Here is a 17,544-nt window from a genome sequence, read left to right as displayed (position 1 = left end):
AAGGTAAATAAAAAAGTGGGAAGGCGTATTCAAAATTTTGTTGAATCCTGCAGATCATTTCTCAAATCATTTTTCCGGTCTGCTTATGGCTTTTTTCATTTTTTGACTACTTTTTCAAAGCATTCCCTCTACCAATTTCAGTAAACTTTTTAAATAGACATAACCCCTCCCCTTGCTTATATACCCGCAGGAGTTTATTGTTTGATAACAGGGATTAAGCCTGCGTGTAAATAAAGCGCCCTTTTGTGGGCACATGTGGGCCTGAGATGCTGATGTTCAGGAAGGAGGGTTACTTTTTTTTCCTCCCCCTCCTTTCTCCCTTCCCATTCTTTAGAAACTTTTTTAATCTATAAACGTTTGAAATTGGATGGAAAAGGTCATTTGTTGCATCTGTGGCGTGAACGAGACAACCAATCCCGATGGCATCTGTGATGACTGCAAGCTATCCATAGCGTTCACGAAGGGCATACCGCCTGATTTTTGGCTCTAGATGCATTTTGTGTTGCCAACGGAGGCACATTTTATCTCTCTGTACGAGCAGATATGCAAAATATATTATCCCAAAATCATTAAAATCATCTCCCTGACGATTTTTGCTGCAGCTACTGATGTTATTCCATCTACATCGTAAACAGGAGAAAATTCAACAACATCAAAACCTATGATATCATCTCTCAGTTCTTTTAGGCCATACAATGAATTTAATAACTCTTTTGTCGAAAATCCGCAGGGTTCGGGCGTCCCAACCCCCGGAGCAAATGCTGGGTCAATGACGTCTATATCTATCGTTACATACAGAGGTTTATGCAGCCTTCCCATTTCCTTTACATCCTCTTTGTTCATCAACTCCAGAGATAATTTTGTATTTTTTGAAAAATTCCATTCATCGTTGTCTCCGCTCCTTATTCCAAACTGGTAAATGTTTTTTGTTATCTCGTAACATCTCCTCATAACACACGCATGGGAAAGCTCATCTCCCAGGTATTCGTCCCTCAAATCGCAGTGGGCATCAAAATGTAAAACAGCCAGATCGCCGAGAACATCTTTTATTCCCTTAACAATCGGGTACGTTATTGAATGTTCTCCTCCAAGTGCAATGATTTTTTTATCATGTTTGACAATCTTTTTTGAAACAGTAGTTATATTTCTGAATATCTCCTCTGTATTGCCAAATAATGAAATATCCTGCATATCGCAGAAATTACAATTCAATAAGTCTTTTTTTAGCAACGGGCTGTATGTTTCCAATCCCCAGGATGCCTCCCTTATTGCTTTGGGACCCAACCTTGCCCCGGGTTTAAAACAGATGGTTTTATCATAAGGAATACCGAATACAACACCGTCCGCATTATCGAAATCATCACTTGAGCACGTAAATTTTGTATAATCCTCAAAATAATTTGAAACCATGTTATCCTCTCTTTTTTGTCGTCTTATTCAGGGCGCATATAAAAATATTATTGTCAATTTTCGGTTTTTGCAGTATGAAGCAAGTGCACATTGAAAAACTGCAGAGCATCAAAAATTCAGAGTTCCAGCAAAAATATTTGGTACGGCAACCATTTCATCCCAACTTTTTCGTATGCATGTATGGCATTATGATTATCATTGTAAACATATAAACGCAGGGCAAAAACATTGTTGTTGTAAGCCATTCTCTTAAGTTCCTCCAGCAGTTTTTTCATTATGCCTTTTCTCCTCCATTCTTTTTCAACATACACGCTCTGCAACCACCACATATCTATTCCTCTCCAATCACTCCATTCATATGTTACCATAACCTGCCCCACTATGGCATTATTGTGCTCTGCAACCAAATAAAAACCTTTTTCCCTGTTTCCGATCAATGTCTTAACACCTTCCAGGGCTTTCTTATATTTTCTGATTCCTTAGCGAGCATAACGTTGTTTTGAGTTATTTTCTCCGCATCATGGATCGAAGCTATTCTTACGAGCATGAACAGAAAAGTGAACGTCTTAAAAATAGTTTTGCGGGATTCTTATCCAGTTAGGCCGGGAATACTGCGTGGTCTGTAGCGTAGCGTAAGACCCGCAGATGAGAGGCCGTCTCACATCTTTTAACTTATTAACCATTGTACATCTGTCGTGCGTGGCAGACCATAAGGTCTGCCCCTCAACGGCACGACAGGAGATCTGAAGGAATGAATACTATAAGTAGCGGTAGCTAGTGTGCCCAGCTAAGCTGATACAAGCTTGCAGGTGAAAGTCCTGTCATGGTAAAATCAGAAAGCCATGTAGCATATACCCAACTGCAACAGTAATGTTGTATGTTGGAGCGGTATGTAAAGCACTACATTGGATGAAGTGCGTCATAACCTGGCGTCCAGTAGGCAATGTTAGTGTGAGCAATCTAGTAGAGGATTTTCTAAGTTCGTTTCCGTAATTATGCGCAACATACTTTTCCCTTGTATGTCCACTGAAATGGATGTGCTTTTGGATTCCATTCAAGTTCCATGTATTTCATGATCTTGCTGACCAGATCATCAGTACCAGAAAAATCACCATTTCTTATAGCTTTCTTCTCCAAAATATTGAACCAGATTTCTATCTGGTTCAGCCATGAAGCATGCGTCGGCAGAAAATGGAATACCATCCTTTTGTCTTCTCTTTCCAGGAATTCGATTCTCTGCTCTTTTGTTTCGAGTTCTTCTTCGGAAACTTCAATGTCACACAATTTAGCAACATGAAGACATGTGTTCATATGCATATACGTCCCGTAGTTATCTGCAATGATATGTGCTTTTTCAAACGTTCCAAATTTATCATCTGCGTATGTAAGGAAATCACAGAATTCAACATTCCTATTCCTATCATAACATTTTCCAATGACTTCTCCCGTGGCAACCACAAATCCTGCAATAAGGTTTTTAGTTTTGACAATGGGTTACAACTACTACACTTCGGGCGATATTGGAATGGCAGAGATAGTTGATGAGCAGTTTATGCATGATTTTTTTGAATGGCTGAGCGAGCATGCTGATTACTTTTACGGATGGAGTAACATGTCAAATATCGCTTTACTATTTTCACAGCAAACCTTGGATTTTTTAGATAAAGGAAGCTGGGAAGGATACGCATATCATGATGAATTTTTAGGTATAGCAATGATGCTCATGGAGTCAAATATACCTTTTAAGGTAATAAACGAGGGGGATTTGGACACTCTGGATGGCTATGAAGCCGTAATTTTACCGGATGCTGCATGCATGACAGATGAGCAAACTGAACTTATACGACAGTATGTAGCAAATGGCGGAACGATCATTTCTATAAATGAGACCTCACTCTACAATGAGTATGGGATGAAATGGAACGACTTCCTCCTTCAAGATGTTTTCGGGGTAAGCGTAAATAATACTGGGAGTGAAGAAATATGTGTCAATGAATATGGGAAGGGCAAATCAATTTTCATGGTAACCCCCATAGGCAGGTACTATTACTGGGCGTCACAACCGTGGGCAAATTATGGAAACAAAAATGAGGCTGAGTACTGGAGAGAGAAATTGCTTGAAATGGTGGTCGAGGCAAATACCTCCCTTCCATTTGAAGTAAATGGAGACGCTGTTGTAATTCCTTATGAAAAGGGAAATGAAAAAATGTTTAGAATACTCAATTTGAATAACATAAAGTTAGGAAACGCGGTGCCAAAAGAGCAGGAAGTCGAGATAAAAATATATGATGATGCAAATGAAGTAGAAGTGCTGGATTTCTTTGGCGAGATGAGAGATGTGGAGGTAAGAAAGGATGGAAATGCAACCGTCGTCAATTTTACCATATACACTCAATGCTGTCTTACCTATTCATTAAACGGGAGTGCTCTGTATGCAAGTATCGGCAGACCAGAGAGAGGAGGAATCTATTTCATGGACAGAGAAATTATGGTGACGAATTCAGATAAGGCAATTATAATTGGAAAAATAACGATACAGGCAGAGGCATACAGTATTGAGGGGATAGAAAAGGTGGAGTTCTACATCGATGATGAATTAAAATTTGTTGATTATGATGAGCCATATGAATGGATATGGAATGAATTTGCATTTGGAAGGCATGAAATAAAGGTAATGGCGTATGATAGTATGGGTAATGAGGCAAGTGATGAACAAGAAATTTGGATATTCAATCTCTAAAAAAGAGAAAATTGGATGAGGGCGGTAGCGATGCAGAGTTGCGAGCGCTCAAAATGGAGTTTTTGTTATAACCAATTCACCATGTTTCACGCCTTTTATGGCTTTTATGTTATTTGCTAACCTTCTTACAATATTAGCTTTTCCACGAACCACTAACACTTCAAGACAGGTATGTTCATCAATATGAATGTGGGTGGTAGAGATAATTTCAGAAAGATGATGATGTTGAAGGTGTTGCAAACGATTAGTAACATCGCTTACATCATGGTTATAAATGATTGTAAGTGTCCCGATAACATCGCCTTTTTCAGCCTTAATTTCCGATTCAATAAGAGATTTTCGTACCAAATCTCTAATAGCTTCGGATCTATTACCATATCCCTTCGCTTTTATCAACGCATCAAATTTTGCCAACAGTCCTGGCTCGAATGACACCCCTGCTCTTTCTACTGTCATAGTAGCACTTCCATAAGATAATCGTGCTACGAATATAAAAATTTTGCTACCAAAATCTTTTATACTCTTATCGTATTATAATATTACGAAAATTAAAAAGTTGCTACGATATGGGTGAAAAAATGAACCAATTGAAAGGAAAGAAAAGCGTAGTAGTAGGGATAGTGATATTTGCGGCGCTCGTTTGTAATGCACCACCCATCCAAGCAGATGAATCAGGAATTAACATCGTATGCACCAATTCAATGCTTGCCGATTTTACCGAATACCTATTGGAGAATACCACCAATATCACCGTTGAATATATCATGCCTGCTGGTGTTTGTCCAGCACATTTTGATACGAGCCCCAGCGATGTTGCCCTTATTACTTCAGCAGATATCATCATCTCATTGGGGTGGGAACCATGGCTCGACGATCTGTTAGAATCATCTGGAAACACGGATTATAAAGAGATCAGATGTTCGCACCTGGGTGAATGGAATATTCCATCAGGAGCAAAAGAATATGTGGAAAAACTGACAACCGGGTTGTCAATCATCATTCCTGAATTAAACGATACGCTTCAGGCGAACTCACAAGAATACGTATCTCTTATTAATGAAACTGCTGAACAACTCAAAAATATGATAACGAATGAGGGATACCAAGGTAGGAAGGTGATCTGTATGCAATGGCAAAGTGAGTTTGCCACATGGCTTGGATTGAATGTCGTTTGCTCCTATGCCCCTCCAGAACGCCTTTCAACTCTGGATATGCTCAACGTATCAAATGCCGCGCAGAGTGAAGGCGTCTGTGCCATAATCGATAATCTCCAAAGTGGAACAGACTTCGGGGCCCGTATCGCCTCAGAATCTGGAGCAACCCACGTAATCTTTACGAACTTTCCCGGCGCGATCTCAGGGACTGATTCCTACATAGATATGATAACTTACAATACCGAGCAGATCGTGAATGGCATTTCAACCTTTGACTACAAACAGGGAGAAATTGTCCATCTAGAAAGGGATATTTCCTCATTGGAACTTCAAAGAAATATATCTCTCTCGGGAGCTTTTACATTGGGGGCTATTGCCGTCATTCTATTCATTTTGTACAGGAAAAAATAAGGATAAGTGGTGGTATGAACGAAGAACTTAAACAAATAAAACGATTTCACGGGCATCTCGGCCCCTATGCTGTCATTGGGTATAGGATGGGAAAACTGGCAAACCGCATGTTAGGAGAAGACCCATTTACAAAACGGGCAATAGTATGGAATGGTACAACACCTCCTCTTTCATGCATCATCGATGGGCTCCAGCTTGCATCTGGCTGTACGTTGGGAAAAGGAAATATCACCGTTCATTCTGATGGTATCACAAAAGCTCGCTTCATCAATAAATCTGGCAAATCCATCGAGATATCATTAAAATCTGCCGTCAAAAATGATATCGATACAACCGTCACAGAGAAAAATATGATCGGTTTTTCTGAAAAACTCTATCAAAGACCAGATAATGAATTGTTTGATATTGAGTTGTCTGAAATTGTCGAAGCATCATTTGACAGCACGGTGAAGTAATATGAAAAAAGACAGTTTGCTGGACAGATATCTCTCAGCGAAATTTATTATAGGTGCGACTATCAAATTTCCAATATTAATTGGCGGAGGAACATTAGGAATCATATTTTCCTGGCTAAGGCTTCCCTTCTATCCATTATCAAACATTTTTGGAATTATTTTGCTGGTAATTGGGCACGTTATCCATTTAGGATATTCTCATAAAGAACTGAGAAAATATGGCATTCACCCACATCAGCACTCGACGGAGATTGAGAGACTTGTATCCTCTGGCCTATATTCAAAGGCGAGACATCCAGGATACTTGGGATTGGTTCTTATATATTTTGGATTTGCATTCGGTTTTGGTGTTGCGTGGATGCTGATTCCAGCAGTCATCTTCACCGTTTTGACTTACTTGGCTGCTATAAAAGAGGAGAAACTTTTGGAACAACAATTTGGAAAGGGGTACGAAAAGTACAAAAGGCAGGTACCCTGGAAATTTATACCGAATGTATTATGAGAGCGATGACCTCACGTGAGATGATAAACATGGACTCAGCTAAGAATATCATCGAACTCCAGAATATCACTACAATCTACGAAGGGGAAAGAATACCTGCTATCTATGACATCGATTTTACCGTAAAACAAGGGGAATTTGTTTCTATTATCGGACCAAACGGCGCTGGAAAAACCACATTATTGGAAACGATAAACGGCATTCTTCCATATATATCTGGAGTTGGCTACGTCTTTGGAAAGGAAATCAAAAAGCATAAAACGGAGATTCGGAAGAACGTTGGTTATGTTATACAAAATTTTGAAATTGATCCTCTTGCTCCGTTTTTATCTAAAGATATTGTTATGACCGGACGTGCGGGAAAAATAGGATTATTTTGTTTTCCAACTAATCGCGACTGGAAAATTGTTTACTCAAATATGAAACTTGTGGGTATGAAATCATTTGTTCTAAGGCCGATAGGAAAGTTATCTGGGGGAGAATTCCAGAAGATACTTTTGGCTCGCGCTCTTTCACAGGAACCCAAACTTTTCCTTTTGGATGAACCATTCTCAAATTTAGATCTCTCGGCACGAAAGCAGATGGGGAAGTTGATCACCAAAATACACGACGAGCAGGGGATCACCATTGTTATGGTATCCCACGACATTCAATCCATCCCTAAAAGATGTTCACGTGTTGTGGTTTTAGATAGGGGAAGAATCATCAAAGATGGAAAAAGAGAGGATAGTCTCACATCTGATACGATGTCCAAAATTTTTCGCGAGGGAGCATGATCGAACTTCCCACGATGCTTCTGATAACATCAATTCTTGGCTCTATTCTTGCAGGGTTTGTCTGTTCTACCGTGGGAACTTTTGTGGTTCGGATGAACCTTTCATCAATTGGATACTGCATGTCTCATGCGGCATTTGCTGGGGCAGCATTTGGGATTATGATGTCAATCGATCCACTGTTGAGTGCGATTCTTTTTTCATTTGGAACCGCACTTGTCATAGGACCGCTCGCAGAGAAGGCAAAATTGGACAGCAACATCATCATCGGTTTTCTGTTCTCGGTTACGATTGCCTTGGCATTTATCTTTCTGAATCTCATTCCAGGGCAGGCGGCAAGTGGTACCGCATTACGCATTCTTTGGGGAAGTATCTTCGCAGTTACCTACAACGATTTGATATTTTTAGGGATACTTTCCTTTACATTGATTTTATTCATAGTTGTGTTTTACAAGGAAATTCTCTCCGTGATGTTTAACCGAAAATTGGCCGAAGCATCTGGAATCAACACAAGGGCGTTTTACTTTGCGATTCTCTTTTTTACAGGGTTTGCAGTCTCATTGTCACTGCGTCTAGTTGGTGGTCTCCTCGTCTTCGCATTAATCGTAAATCCAACTTCATCCACATACCAATTCTTTTTCGATTTCAAAAAGATTATCATCTTTTCCCCGCTTATCGGGATAGTAAGTTGTCTGGCGGGTTTCTGGGTATCATTGATTACCGACTTTCCAATTGGTGCTTCAATTGTGATCGTATCTGCTATTATTTTCGCACTTTCAATTGTCATATCACCGAAACGAAAAAAAGGCAAAAATATGTTACTCCTTCTGATTTAGAAGAACAGGCATTAGCGGACATGAATTTTTGGCAGGTACTCTTACCTATCCAACTGACATATCATCTGATTTTCCTCCATAACTACATCTAACCTTTCCACTATCTTTTTATTTTCCTTTTTCATTCCTGTGTTATGAATCTTGAAGAAGAGGCAAATTTTGTGCGCGATATGGCGATCAAGAATAATGAATTCTTTGGCGAATGCCTGCCAATGATCGCATCGGAAAACATTCTTTCCCCGATGTGCCAGGAAATGCTGATTACGGATTTTCATGGAAGATATGCTGAAGGCACTCCGGGGCAAAGATACTACCAGGGATGCAAGTATTTTGATGAAGTGGAGTACAGTGAAATATACGAAAATGAATATGGTAGCGGAAAATGCATCTTCATTATTACACCAATTGGAAGACATTACATGTGGGCCGCAGCACAATGGGGCGAGTATGGGGATGAAGGGGAGGCAGAGTACTGGAGGGACAGATTTATGCAGTTGACTGAAAAGATAGATATCTTCGTTTCGTTTGAAATCAACGGGGATACCATAGTTATCCCATATATTGACGGGAATGAAAATATGCTCAGGATGCTCAATTTTAAGGGAATAGAAAATGGCAATGCTGTTCCGGAAACACAGCATATACGGGTGACCGTTCATGATAATGTTGCTGATGCATCTCTTCTGAATTTCATGGGCGATTGGAGCAGCCCGGAGATCACTCACCGTGGCAACGAGACCATAATTTCTTTTGATCTTCACACCCAGTGCTGTATGGTGTATGAAACGAATGAGACTGTCCTGTATGCAAGCGTTGTTAAACCACGGGCAGGAAAAATTTATCTTGCAGATAGAGAAATCATGCCGTTGTACTCGAACAGAATAATAATCATCGGGAAAATAACTATCAAAGTAGATGCTCACGGCGAGAGTGAAATAGATAAAGTTGAGTTTTACATTGATGATGAATTAAAAAGCAGCGATGCGCAGACGCCATATGAATGGCTCTGGGATGAATTTGCAATAGGAACGCATGAAATAAAAGTTATTGCTTATGACGATGCAGGTAACAGTGCCAGTAATAAAATAGACGTTCTAATCCTCAATGTTGGCTAACAATGAATATGAGTATGAAGAGATTAGGGGTATTAGTCATTTGGATTACCTTAATATCTTTAGCGACAGCAAATAAGGTTGATGTTCAAACTCTCCCAACAATAAAACAGAATCCAGCTTGGTCTCCAGATGGAACAGAAATTGTTTTTTCTGGAAGATATAGCAAAGACGATAATTTCAATATCTGGCTGATGAATGCAGATGGCTCAGATAAAAGGCATTTAACTAATGATACTGATTCAGATAACGTTAATATGCCTGGCAGTTGTTGGTGTCCAGGTAATGATAGAATATGTTTTTCTTCAGATCGTATCGATAACGACGAGATATGGACGATGAAACCTGATGGAAGCGATTTGCAACGAGTTACTAACAATCCTGCAAATGATTGGGAGCCCACGTGGTCTCCAGATGGAAAATGGCTGGTCTTTCAATCAGATAGAAATGGAAACTGGGAAATCTATAAAATAAGATCCGATGGAACAGATATAGTCCAATTAACCAATGACCCCGCTAATGATTGGGAACCAAATTGGTCTCCAGATGGTGATAAAATCGTTTTTCAATCCAATCGCACCGGGAACTGGGATATATGGGTGATGGATGCAGATGGCTCAAATCTAAGTGATGTAACAAATGATCCGGCAGAAGATACTGATCCATCATGGTCACCAGATGGTAAAAAGATTGTTTATTCCTCTAACTATGGTGGTTTGGAAGAAGCGGAGATTTATACAATAAACGTGAATGGATCCCGCATTACTAGAGTGACATACAATCCAACATATGATGGAGCTCCATCTTGGTCACCAGATGGAAAAAAAATTGCATTTGAGTCAAGCCGATATGGAAAACTTGATATTTTTATCAAAACCATTCATCCGTTTTTTACCTTCCAAAAAGGGATGTCCTACGCAGCATGGTGGAATAGTAGTTATCTCCATGAAGAGTCAGATATTTCGTTAGAGAATTTGAAAAGCACTGGTACTGAATGGATTTCATTGATAGTAACGGGGTATCAGGAGAATGAGCACTCAACGCATATATTTAGGGACAATGATAGCACGCCAAGCGATGAATCTATTATCCATGCCATTGAAACTATTCATTCATTGGGTATGGAAGTAATGTTGAAACCACATGTTGATTTACATAGCGGTGAATGGCGAGAAGAAATATGGTTTGATAATGAAGCAGATTGGAAAGAATGGTTCGGCAGTTATAAAAACTTTATATGTTCCTACGCCCAACTAGCTGAAAGCCATGGTGTTGGACAATTTTGCATTGGCTGTGAATTTGTTAAAACTGTGCATCGTAAAGAATGGCTTGATATTATATATGCAATAAGAGAAAATTTTTCTGGTCCAATAACTTATGCTGCAAATTGGGATAATTATCAGAATATTTCATTCTGGCACGCCTTGGATTTCATAGGCATTGACGCATATTTTTGGCTGACAGAGAAGAATAATCCAAGTATTGAAGAGTTAATCGAGGCATGGAAACGATGGGAAAAAGAAATTGAGGAAGTGCACAATACAACAAATAAAAATATAACTTTCACAGAGATAGGATACCGTAGTATTAATGGATGTAATAAAGATCCATGGAACTGGTGGCGTGTTGATATCTTAGATTTACAGGAACAAGCGGATTGCTATGAAGCAGCACTACATGCGTTTTATGGTAAGGAATGGTTTTCTGGCATATACTGGTGGATGTGGTATCCCAATTTAACAGGAGGAACAAATGACAAGGGATATACACCCTATGGGAAACCTGCTGAAGAAATTCTAAAAAATTACTATTTAGAGGAAGTTAGCATTGAAATATATAAGCCAGATGCAGGAAAAATTTATTTCATGAACAGGGAAATAATGGCAATAAACTCAGACAAAGCTATTATCATCGGGAAAATAATTATCGAGGCAAATACAAGCGGGAATAAGATTGAATTCTACATTGATGATGAATTAAAAAGTAGCGATACGCAGGTGCCATATGAATGGCTCTGGGATGAATTTGCAATAGGAACGCATGAAATTAAAGTTATTACTTATGATAACAAAGGAAATGAGGCAAGTGATGAAATAAATGTGACAATATTCAATTTATGAATCCATTTTGATTTTCTTTCCCACTATCTTTTTATTTCCGTGTTTTATTCGTTTTTTATGAACTGGGAAGAAGAAGCAAATTTTGTGCGTGAAATGGCAATCAAGAATAACCAGATGTTCGGAGATTGTTTGCCCATGATTGCATCTGAAAACGTATTATCGCCCATGTGTCAGGAAATGCTGGTTACGGATTTTCATGGACGCTATGCTGAGGGAACGCCGGGCAACCGCTATTACCAGGGATGCGAATGGTTTGACGAGGTTGAAAAAAAGGGCATTGAGCTTGCTAAAAAATTGTTTGAGTGCAAATATGCGGATATCCGTCCTACCTCCGGCACAGTGGCAAACATGGCTGTTTTTAAAGCTCTAACCAAGCCGGGCGACAGCGTAACAGTGCTGGACACTGCCAGCGGTGCTCACATCTCCTTCGGCAAGTGGGGGGCTGCCGGACTTAGAGGCTTGGAGCTGCACACTTACCCATTTGACGGTGAGCGCATGAACATAGATGTTGATGGTGCTGCCAAGCTCATTCGCGAGATTGAGCCTGCGCTTGCCTTATTTGGTCAGAGCGTGTTTCTTTTTCCCACGCCGTTAAAGGAGCTTGCGGAGGTGACTCATGAAACCGGGGCAAAAGTCATATACGACGCTGCCCACGTTCTCGGTCTCATAGCAGGCGGCAAATTCCAGCAGCCGTTAAAAGAGGGGGCAGATGTTATGACCGGCTCTACCCACAAGACTTTGCCTGGCCCTCAAGGGGGAATAATTCTTGCTGATAAGACGAGGGACGAGGAGAAATATATAAAGCATCTGGACTGGGGTGTTTTTCCAGGGGTGACTTCCTCATACCATCTTCATCATGTGGCTGCAAAGGGCATTGCTTTTGCCGAGCATCTCGCATTTGGAAAGGCATATGCAGAACAGATTGTGAGGAATGCGAAAAAATTGGCGGAAGGGCTGTATGACAATGGAGTCCATGTTCTTGGGGCAAATTATGGGTTCACAGAATCTCATCAGATACTATTCAAAGTGGAGAAGAAGAAAGGCGGTTGGGCTGCCGAAGAACTGGAAAAGGCGGGAATCATTGCCAACATGAATATGGTTCCTGGAGATGAACATCCGATGCATCCATCCGGCATACGCCTTGGCGTACAGGAATTAACGAGGCTGGGCATGAAGGAGGCGGAGATGGAAACCATCGCCACCTTTTTCAAAAGAGTGTTTTTGGATAGGGAAGCTGCAAATTCTGTCAGAAAAGATGTTATTGCATTCAAAAAGAATTACAGGAACATACATTATTGCTTTCACGACGGCATCGATGCCTACCGTTTTCATGAATTGATTAAATGAAAATAGCGATTACCGGTACTCCTGGCACCGGAAAAACATCTGTTGCTTCTGTCCTTGCCAGGATGGGATATACTGTCGAGGACACCAATAATCTGGCAGAAAATTTTTTTGTTGGTTACGATGAAGAAAGGGAGTGCAAGATCGTGGATACAGACGCCATGAACGATGCATTTAAGAAAGTGAAGGAGGAAGGCATTTTGTTTGTTGAGGGGCATCTGTCTCATTTATTGAATATTGATTTTGTCATCGTGTTGAGGTGCAACCCCTATGAACTCGAAAAAAGGCTGGAGAAAAAGAAATGGAAGAGGAGCAAGATAATTGAAAATCTGGAGGGAGAAGCGATGGACATCATATTCTCGCAGGCATGTGAGCTTCATGATAAGCGAGTAATGGAGATAGACACCACGGGCAGAAAAGCTGAAGATGTTGCTAGGGAAATAACTAAAATAGCAGCAAAGGGATTCGTATATAGAAAAGTTGGGAAAGTTGATTGGAGCGAATGGTTGATGGAACATGCTGGGTAGATATAGAAAAAATGTTGACTGGCTTTTTGAGCCGATAGCACGTAAGATACATATCGAGCCGAACACTCTTACTTATATATCCCTTATCTTTGCATTTTTTGCCGGTCTCTCTCTTTACTTTTCGTACTGGCATCATTTTCTTCTGGTCGTAGCATCGATTATGGTTCTGGCGAACGGATTTCTTGATGCCCTGGACGGGAAAGTGGCACGATTGAAAAATAAAGCCACGCCAAAGGGTGATTTCATCGATCATTCAATTGACAGGTTTGCAGATGTTTTCATCGTTGGCGGGCTGGCATCTTCCCCATGGTGCTCGCCTCTGGTTGGCATCGTAGCCATTTCTGGAATGCTTTTGACCAGTTATATGGGAACTCAGGCGCAGGCAGTCGGCTACGGCAGGGAGTACGGCGGTCTCCTGGGGAGGGCAGACAGGCTTGTAATCCTGATCTTTGCACCTGCGATTCAGTACTTTCTGTCTTGCTGTGGCATAGCCATTTTTGATCGCTCATTTCTCCAGTGGGTTATGGTTTATTTTGCCGTTGTTGGCATTGCCACCACTATACAGCGTTTTGTTGCTGTGTTGAGATGGTTCGGAAAGGGCTGATGGTATAGAGAGAATTTTATCCTCACTCTGGCGAATGTGCTTAATCCCGCCAATAATAATTTTAACCGTCGGGTATATTGAAAATGCTGAAAATTTCACATGCAATGCCACAGATAATTAAGCGAATTAGTAACCATACTAAGAAATTTTTTAATATCAATTTGTAATATAATCACCATGAAATATAAAAGATACGTTGCAATAATTGTTGCCCTTCATTTTTTCCTTCTATTGGGTTTTCCTATTGCTAATGATTTTGTTTTTCAGCAAAAAGAGGTATGTATAAACGGAGAAAACACATGCAATGCTGTAGGGGCAACATCATTTATTCCATTTTTCAGATGGGGGGCAAGAGATACTGTCATTGAATATAAAGAAGAGATCGTAAATAATAGAAATACATCGATCAATATTACTACGTATCTAGCGGTTCCGCCATCACTTGCAAACCAGGAGATAAAAAAGATAGAATATAATCCAGAGCCGAATGAATTTAAAAGAGACAGATGGGGACAAAAAGTTGCCTGCTATTCCTATACTATACATCCGAAAGAAACGATAGTGCTTTCATGGACAGCAGAGGCAGAAATTTTCAATATTCGATATATTCTTTTGTCTTCCCTTGTGAAAGGGGATATACCAGAAGATGTTTTTTATGCATATACTGCTGATGATGAAAAATATAAGATTTACCATCCGCTCATTCAAAGCATTGTAGATGAAGTTGCTGCGAACGAAACAAATATCCTTATAAAAGCCATAAAACTACATGACTATGTTATTGACCATCTCGACTATGCATTGGCCGGAGGGTGGGATGATGCACCAACAATACTAGAAAGAGGAAATGGCTCGTGTTCAGAATACTGTTTTGCTTATATTGCGCTCTGTAGAGCAGCCGGTATTCCCGCGAGATATAAGGGGGGAACATATCTTGGGGAAAGAGTTCCTCACGTTGACGATATATTTCACAGGATGGTACAAATTTATATGCCTGGTTATGGGTGGATTCCGGTTGATATGACATTTGATGAATGGATTTTTCACCATTATGGATTTGGAGCGCATACAAATAAATTTTTTGCTTTAATGGTGGGGGGCGGCTCATCAGAATTTTTGAGTTGGACATACAATAGCCATCATGTATTCCCGTCAGGTGCAAACATCAGCACAAATTCTTCCGCAACTTGGCATCAATGGGAAAGAGTAAAGAAAATTCGACAGTCGTATGGAAAAGTTTAAGTTTTGTACCGCACTATGCGTCTTTCTGTATGATGCATAAAATATTGTGTTTACTGTTGATATTTTCTCTCATTCCCGTCGCGAGTGCGATGCCGGTTAGCGAGTGGAGTAAGGAGGTGCATTACAGGAATGTTACCATTTTTGCCCCCGCCGTTACAGAAACCAGCGATGGATATAAAGGGGTATTGACCCAAATAAATGCCACGATGCAGAACGGTAGCGGAAATGTGTATGTCATTACTTCCCCACTGACAGAGGTTGATATGCAGGGTTCTGCCCGTCTTGCTGTTGATGTTGCATCTAAACTCGTAAAAAGAGATGGAATAGATGCTTCCCAATACGACTTTTCCTTTGTCATTAATGCCCGCTCATCCATTGTTGGAGGGGCATCTGCCGGCGGCGCTATGGCGGTGGCTTCAATATCGCTGCTTGAGGGGTGGAACATAAGCAATGATGTCGTGATGACCGGGATGATAAACCCGGATGGAAGTATAGGGCCCGTTGGCGGCGTACTCGAGAAAGGCGAGGCGGCGGCAGAAGCGGGGGCTACCTTCTTTTTAATACCAAAGGGGCAAGGAATCGTTTACCGGACAATAACCGAAACAAAAAATATAGGGGGATTTATCCAGATAGTACAGAGAAAGGTGCCCATAAATGTATCCGATTATCTAGGCAATAATTATGGAATAAAGGTTGTGGAAGTGGAGGACATAAATGCCGCCATCCATTATTTCACGGGCCATACGTTTCCAGAGGAAAAATCTTCTCAGCCCATTACTACCGAGGACTATGAGTCAATTATGGGCCCTTTGAGCATGCGGCTTATAAACGAGGCAAATGAATCCTATAAAAAAGCGGAGATGCTCCTCCAAAACACATCCCTGCCAACCGGCTTCTGGTACGACAATCCAAAAGCACGTGTGGAGGGCAGTCTAAACAGCGCTTTGAACTCTTTGAAGGCTGCCCGGCTTGCATACAACAATTTTTATTTTTATTACAGCATAAGCAAATCATTTCAATCCCTGATAAATTCCAGATTTGTCACGTATATCTGTGGGTATTACAATGACGGCGACCATTATTATGATTCTATCCATCAAAACGTTTTGGATATGGTCAACAATGCCCTCGATAAGGCAGGAAATGCGGAAATAAACGGGATGATTGCTTTGCAATGTGTAGGTACGGCACAGATGAGGGCACTGGATGCTGCTCAATCTATGAATAATTCGGAGCAGTACTGGAATTCAATTTTGAAAAGGCGTGATACAGACAGCCTTCTCTCTGCATTCTATCAAATGGCGTATGCAGCGGAGAGAAGTAAGACAGTCAATTGGTGGCTTTCCCTTTCAGAGCAATTCAATGAAACAGGGAGCGTAAATCAGTCATGGTTGAGGGAGATGGCCAGCAAATACTACGGTTATGCCTCTCAAATAAATGCGTACGCAAGCATACTGATAAGTGAATCAGGTGCATCCACAGATTTTGTAAATAATGCACAGAATTTGCTTACCAACGCCAGAGGTGAAATGAATGATTATCCCGCCGCCAGCTTATTTAATTCCCTAGAATCAACGGCAAATGCAAATATCGCCATAGAGGCAATAGATGGTGTTGACGAAGATAAAGTCGGGAGGACAAGCGAAATGGCAAGCTATTCCATACAGGAGACGAGAAATGGAGGGATAGAGCCGGTGCTGGCGGTCAGTTATTATGAGTTCGGGAGAAGCATGGAAGAGCAATCATTGAATAATGCCGTGATGTATTACAAGTACTCATATATGATATCAAATCTTCTTCGCCTCGGGCTGGATTATAACGGCAGGGTGCATTCCAGTTACATTGGACTGCCTTCCCCCGAAAGCGATGACAATAATGCCATGTACGTATTCATAGCTGCCGGATTGTTTGTAATGGGGGCGGTGGTGGGAGGTGCTATTACTTCTGTGTATGGAAGCAAAAAAAGAAAAGAGGAAATAAGCTATACAGGGATAAATTCATTGGAAGAAAAACAATTTGAATGCCCGATATGTGGTAAAACATTTTCCTCCAGGCAGGGGATGCGCATACACTTGGGGAAAGTCCACAAATAGTAAAGAGTTGAACAATTAAGAGAAAAGCCACTTAAATACACCTTCAATTTGAATTAAGTTCTTTTTCGATATATGCTGAAATCATTTCCATGGTCTCTATGGGACAAGAAAAATCACTATTATCCAACACATCACGTTGAATGCGTGAAAAATCTCGTTCTATAGGATTCATCCATGAGGAACATGCAGGAAGAGGAACTAAGTGTAGACGTGGTTGCAGA

Annotated in this window: 18 protein-coding genes; 14 read left to right on the top strand and 4 right to left on the bottom strand. The window is 40.7% G+C overall.

Annotation, left to right across the window (positions count from 1 at the left end; genetic code table 11):
- The first annotated feature begins 367 nt into the window (after positions 1–367).
- Positions 368–490, top strand: a complete 123-nt coding sequence (locus tag U9O96_08865) for a hypothetical protein (protein ID MEA2055193.1) — start codon at positions 368–370, stop codon at positions 488–490.
- Between the two features lie 65 nt (positions 491–555).
- On the opposite strand, the gene speB is transcribed toward U9O96_08865, so the two are convergent.
- The 3 genes from speB to U9O96_08850 all read right to left on the bottom strand — a co-directional run bounded on the left by speB (position 556) and on the right by U9O96_08850 (position 2,868).
- Entirely contained in the window at positions 556–1,410 is an 855-nt protein-coding gene (gene speB / locus U9O96_08860) for an agmatinase (GenBank protein MEA2055192.1), read from the bottom strand.
- Between the two features lie 116 nt (positions 1,411–1,526).
- Positions 1,527–1,847, bottom strand: coding sequence for a GNAT family N-acetyltransferase (locus tag U9O96_08855; GenBank protein ID MEA2055191.1), 321 nt, complete (start codon positions 1,845–1,847; stop codon positions 1,527–1,529).
- A gap of 556 nt (positions 1,848–2,403) precedes the next feature.
- Positions 2,404–2,868 (bottom strand): transposase, encoded by a 465-nt coding sequence (locus U9O96_08850; GenBank protein ID MEA2055190.1) that lies wholly within the window; start codon positions 2,866–2,868, stop codon positions 2,404–2,406.
- On the opposite strand from U9O96_08850, the gene U9O96_08845 reads away from it, so the two are divergent.
- Positions 2,858–4,150, top strand: coding sequence for a beta-galactosidase trimerization domain-containing protein (locus tag U9O96_08845; protein ID MEA2055189.1), 1,293 nt, complete (start codon positions 2,858–2,860; stop codon positions 4,148–4,150). The genes U9O96_08850 and U9O96_08845 overlap by 11 nt on opposite strands.
- A gap of 48 nt (positions 4,151–4,198) precedes the next feature.
- Here U9O96_08845 and nikR read toward each other — a convergent pair whose 3' ends face one another.
- A complete protein-coding gene (gene nikR / locus U9O96_08840) occupies positions 4,199–4,606 on the bottom strand; it encodes a nickel-responsive transcriptional regulator NikR (GenBank protein MEA2055188.1) in 408 nt (135 codons plus the stop codon).
- Positions 4,607–4,728: 122 nt separating this feature from the next.
- On the opposite strand from nikR, the gene U9O96_08835 reads away from it, so the two are divergent.
- From U9O96_08835 to U9O96_08780, 12 genes are all read left to right on the top strand, one after another.
- Complete coding sequence (locus U9O96_08835; protein ID MEA2055187.1) at positions 4,729–5,715, top strand: metal ABC transporter substrate-binding protein; 987 nt, start codon at positions 4,729–4,731, stop codon at positions 5,713–5,715.
- A 14-nt stretch (positions 5,716–5,729) separates the two neighbouring features.
- Positions 5,730–6,170, top strand: a complete 441-nt coding sequence (locus U9O96_08830) for a formylmethanofuran dehydrogenase subunit E family protein (GenBank protein ID MEA2055186.1) — start codon at positions 5,730–5,732, stop codon at positions 6,168–6,170.
- A gap of 1 nt (position 6,171) precedes the next feature.
- Positions 6,172–6,672: an isoprenylcysteine carboxylmethyltransferase family protein gene (locus U9O96_08825; GenBank protein ID MEA2055185.1), complete on the top strand. Its 501-nt coding sequence runs from the start codon at positions 6,172–6,174 to the stop codon at positions 6,670–6,672.
- A 20-nt stretch (positions 6,673–6,692) separates the two neighbouring features.
- Positions 6,693–7,448, top strand: coding sequence for a metal ABC transporter ATP-binding protein (locus tag U9O96_08820; protein ID MEA2055184.1), 756 nt, complete (start codon positions 6,693–6,695; stop codon positions 7,446–7,448).
- Positions 7,445–8,281: a metal ABC transporter permease gene (locus tag U9O96_08815; GenBank protein ID MEA2055183.1), complete on the top strand. Its 837-nt coding sequence runs from the start codon at positions 7,445–7,447 to the stop codon at positions 8,279–8,281. Before U9O96_08820 ends, U9O96_08815 begins: the two co-directional genes overlap by 4 nt.
- Before the next feature lie 134 nt (positions 8,282–8,415).
- Complete coding sequence (locus U9O96_08810; GenBank protein ID MEA2055182.1) at positions 8,416–9,396, top strand: Ig-like domain-containing protein; 981 nt, start codon at positions 8,416–8,418, stop codon at positions 9,394–9,396.
- 14 nt (positions 9,397–9,410) lie between these two features.
- The gene (locus U9O96_08805; protein ID MEA2055181.1) at positions 9,411–11,513 is read left to right on the top strand and encodes a DUF5050 domain-containing protein; all 2,103 of its coding nucleotides are present in this window, start codon (positions 9,411–9,413) and stop codon (positions 11,511–11,513) included.
- A gap of 57 nt (positions 11,514–11,570) precedes the next feature.
- Positions 11,571–12,860 (top strand): serine hydroxymethyltransferase, encoded by a 1,290-nt coding sequence (glyA, locus tag U9O96_08800; protein MEA2055180.1) that lies wholly within the window; start codon positions 11,571–11,573, stop codon positions 12,858–12,860.
- Positions 12,857–13,384: an adenylate kinase family protein gene (locus U9O96_08795; GenBank protein ID MEA2055179.1), complete on the top strand. Its 528-nt coding sequence runs from the start codon at positions 12,857–12,859 to the stop codon at positions 13,382–13,384. The genes glyA and U9O96_08795 overlap by 4 nt, the downstream gene beginning before the upstream one ends.
- Positions 13,374–13,988 carry a CDP-alcohol phosphatidyltransferase family protein gene (locus U9O96_08790; GenBank protein ID MEA2055178.1) on the top strand — a complete coding sequence of 205 codons (615 nt, stop codon included), beginning with the start codon at positions 13,374–13,376 and terminating at the stop codon, positions 13,986–13,988. Before U9O96_08795 ends, U9O96_08790 begins: the two co-directional genes overlap by 11 nt.
- Before the next feature lie 177 nt (positions 13,989–14,165).
- A complete protein-coding gene (locus U9O96_08785; protein MEA2055177.1) occupies positions 14,166–15,230 on the top strand; it encodes a transglutaminase-like domain-containing protein in 1,065 nt (354 codons plus the stop codon).
- 29 nt (positions 15,231–15,259) lie between these two features.
- Positions 15,260–17,323 (top strand): S16 family serine protease, encoded by a 2,064-nt coding sequence (locus U9O96_08780; protein ID MEA2055176.1) that lies wholly within the window; start codon positions 15,260–15,262, stop codon positions 17,321–17,323.
- The last annotated feature ends 221 nt before the right edge of the window (positions 17,324–17,544 follow it).

The organism is Candidatus Thermoplasmatota archaeon, assembly GCA_034660695.1.
Taxonomy (GTDB): domain Archaea; phylum Thermoplasmatota; class E2; order UBA202; family DSCA01; genus JAYEJS01.
The sequence above is the reverse complement of the archived record's forward strand: the minus strand, read 5'-3'. Positions and strand labels throughout refer to the sequence as shown.